This window comes from Actinomadura sp. 7K507 (genome assembly GCF_004348425.1).
Lineage (GTDB): Bacteria > Actinomycetota > Actinomycetes > Streptosporangiales > Streptosporangiaceae > Spirillospora.
In genome coordinates this window covers 1-3,390 of the sequence record NZ_SMKK01000431.1, presented here as the reverse complement: position 1 = coordinate 3,390, position 3,390 = coordinate 1, and the positions used below count along the sequence as shown (strand labels likewise).

Sequence of the window (3,390 nt, the reverse complement as noted above, 5' to 3'; positions counted from 1 at the left end):
TCGCCGATCAGGCCACGGAAACCGCAGCCGACGACGCCACAGAGCCCGAGCCCGAGCCACGAAACGACACCGGCGCGCTCACCGGCACCGCGCCCACGACGGAGGCGGCGGACGACCACACCCCGAGCGGCGCCACCCTCGCCAACCCAACGGCGGAAGGCACGGAAGCCAGCCCCGGCGTCCCAGCCGACTACGCCACCACGCAAACGCGAACAACGCTCACCGGCACAGCGGGCGCGACAGAGGCGGAGAGTAAGGAGTCGGAGGATGAAGACTCGCCGGACGGCGACGCCATCGGCGGGCAAGGTGCGGGGAGCACGGAAAGCGCAGCCGACGAAGGTGCCGTAGAGAGCGAACCCGTGCCGCAGGATGAAGCCGGAGCCGTAGGCCTGGCGGAATCAGAGAGCGGCGCGGAATCCGCGCCGGACGTCCCCGTCGACCACGCGGTGGAGGCGGACGGTGGGCTGGATCCCCGGGCCGGGTTCGGGACCATGCCGCTCGACGGGGTCGCGGACGAGAGTGATCCGACTCCGCCGCTCGGGACGGAGGCCGCCGTGGCCGGCTGGGGCGGGGCCGAGCTGGTCGATGCCGTGTACGGGCCGCTGACCGAGTTCTACGAGCGGCTCGACGCGCGGCTGAGGGAGGTGCCCGAGGACGTTCCGCCGGTCGGCTGGGCGCCGCACATCGCGGCCATGCGGGCTTTGCGCGAGGAGCGGGTCGCGGGGGACTGGGAGGTGCTGGCCCGGTTCCTGGTCGCGCCCGGTTCGCTGGAGGAGGCCGAGGAGCTCCGGCTGGTCTCGGCGGAGAAGGGGGACGAGGTCGTCCGCGAGATCGTCCGGGAGCTGGCGGCGGCGGACGGGCGGGCGCTGCTGGTCGCGCCCACACCGGAGCGCGCGTCCGACCTGCTGCGGGGGCTGGAGAACGACCCCGAGGTCTTCTCCTTGCTGATCGAGACGCGTCCGGCGACGGCCGAGGCCGAGGCCGATTCGGTGGAGACGCAGGGGTTCCCGCCGGTGGACGACGACGCCGTCGAGGCCCCGCCGGTACGGGAACCCGGCTCCCACGGGACGGTCGAGTTCAGGCCCGTCGTCGGGCTGCCCGAGCCGCAGGAGGGCTCGTCGGCCGTGACCAGGGCCGAGCCGCTGCCCGTGCTGCCGGACGTGGATCCTGCCGTCCCGGAGGAGGGGCCGTCCGCGCCGGAGACGCGGGTGCGGTCGGCGGCGCTGCGCCCGGTCGGGGAGGCGTGGCGGCAGTCGTGGGACACGGAGGTGCGCCTGCTGCGGCGCGGCCTGATGTCGCTGGAGCAGTGGCCCAGGGACGCGGCGGCGTTGAAGGCCGTCCAGGGCGAGCATCTGCGGCGCGGCGAGGAGCTGGAGGCCGAGCGGACGACGCTGTCCAACGCGATCGAGGAGTTCCGCACCGCGGCGGCCGCCGCCGAGCAGGGCGCCGAGGAGGCCGAAGCGGAGGCGGAGCGGCTCGCCGCCGTCCAGGCGGAGGCCGAGGAGGAGCTGGCCGGTCCGCGGGAGGAGGCGGAACGGCTGCGGACGGTCGCCGAGGAGGCCGCCGCCGAGGCCAACGCGCTGACCCGGACGGCCGACGCGTCCTACGCGCGGTGCGTCCAGATGGACGAGCGCGCCAAGACCGCGCAGGCGGAGTTGCAGGCCGCGCGGCAGGCGGAGGCGTCCCTGACCGGGGAGCTGGCGCGGGCGCGGGAGGCCCTTCCCGGCGCGGCCGAGGAGGCCCACCGGCTGACGGCGGCGGACGCCGACGCGGCGGCCGAGGGGCACGCCGCGTACTACCGGCTGGTCTCGGCGGAGTCGGCGCTGTCGGCGGTGCGCCGGAAGAGGACGCTCGGGCAGCGGCTGCACGTGGCGTCGCCGCCGTCGGACTGGAAGAGCCTGCGCGCGGAGGTCCGGGCCCGGACGCGGGACGCCGACGAGGCCGTGAAGCGGGCGCGGCAGGCCAAGGACGCGGCGGAGGAGGCTGAGCGGATCCGGCGGGGGCTCGCGTCGTTCGTGTCGGAGGGCGGGGCTCGGCTGAAGGCGGCGCAGGAGGCGCAGGAGCGCCTCGGCACGGAGCTGGCGTGGCTGGCGACGGAGCGGGAGACCGCGGGCGCCGAGCATCAGGAGCAGGCGCGGCTGGCGGCGGAGTCGGTGGAGCGGGCGACGCAGGCGGGCATGCGGGCGCGGTCCGCGCAGCAGGCCGCGCAGGAGATCGAGGACCGGGTGAACGCGGCCCGGACGTCCCGCGAGAAGTCCCTCGCGGCGGCGGGACGGGCCCGGTCGCACGCGCAGACCGCCACGACGCGGGCGGCGGAGGCGGACGCGGCGCTGGAACGCCGCACCGCCGAGGCGGCCGAGGAGATGTCCGCCCGCGACGCCGATCTGGAGACCGCGCGGCGGACCGAGGCTCGCTCGCGGGAGAGCGTCCTGGAGATCTGCGGCGCGGACCCCGCCGAGGACCCCGAGGTCGTCCCGGCGCATCAGCGGCGCGCGATGGCCCGCATCGAGCAGCTCACCGGCTACCTGGGCCACGGCCGGCCGGCGGCGAGCGACGTGCTGCTGCGCACCGCGGACCTCGTCATCGGAACCCCGGCCGGCATCGGCCTGACGGCCCGCGACGAGGAGTTCGACGCGCTGATCGTCGCGGACGCCGGGGAGATCACGGACGCCGAGTTCCTCATCGGCGGCGTGCGCGCGCGCCGCTGGGTCCTGGTGGGGACGGCCGACTCCCGTCCGCCGCCGTACCGGGAGTACGCCGACGCCCCGTCCGGCAGGCTGGAGGACAGCCCGTTCGGTCGCGCCACGACCGCCGCCCCCCACCTGCTCGACGGCTGAGAGGGCCGGGCCCTCAGTCCTTGTCGTCCTTGTCGGGGACGAACAGGTGGAGCAGCCAGCCGACGATGCCGACGACGATGGCGCCCCAGAAGGCGGGCCAGAAGCCGCTGACGTGGAACGGCAGCTCCAGCTCTCCGGCGAGTTCGCTGGTCAGCCAGAGCAGCAGGGCGTTCACGACGAGGCCGATCAGCCCGAGCGTGATCACGTAGAAGGCGCAGCCGAGCGTCTTGATGATCGGCTTGATGATGGCGTTGACGAGGCCGAAGATGACCGCGACGGCGACCAGCGTGAGTGCCCGCCGGCCGTTGGAGTCGCCCTCGACCGAGATACCGTTGATCAGCGCGGTGGCGACCCACAGGGCCACCGCGGTGATGCCTACTTTGAGAAGAATCCGCACACTACGATCATGGCCTGACCGGGCCGGTTTAGTCGTCCCTCCATGCGGCGATCAGGGTGGGCGCTCTCGTCATCATCCAGAACGAGTGGCCTCGGCTTCGAGTGGGGGGTAAACCCCAGGCGCGTCGTCCGGTCAGTCGTTCCGGGAGAAGAAGGG

Annotated in this window: 2 protein-coding genes; one reads left to right on the top strand and one right to left on the bottom strand. The window is 74.6% G+C overall.

The genetic code is table 11. The features are described from left to right. A partial coding sequence (locus tag E1285_RS43920; RefSeq protein WP_207947278.1) for a hypothetical protein occupies positions 1-2,837 on the top strand: 2,837 nt, incomplete at its 5' end. Positions 2,838-2,850: 13 nt separating this feature from the next. On the opposite strand, the gene E1285_RS43915 is transcribed toward E1285_RS43920, so the two are convergent. After that, complete coding sequence (locus E1285_RS43915; protein WP_132160834.1) at positions 2,851-3,234, bottom strand: phage holin family protein; 384 nt, start codon at positions 3,232-3,234, stop codon at positions 2,851-2,853. Positions 3,235-3,390 lie beyond the last annotated feature (156 nt).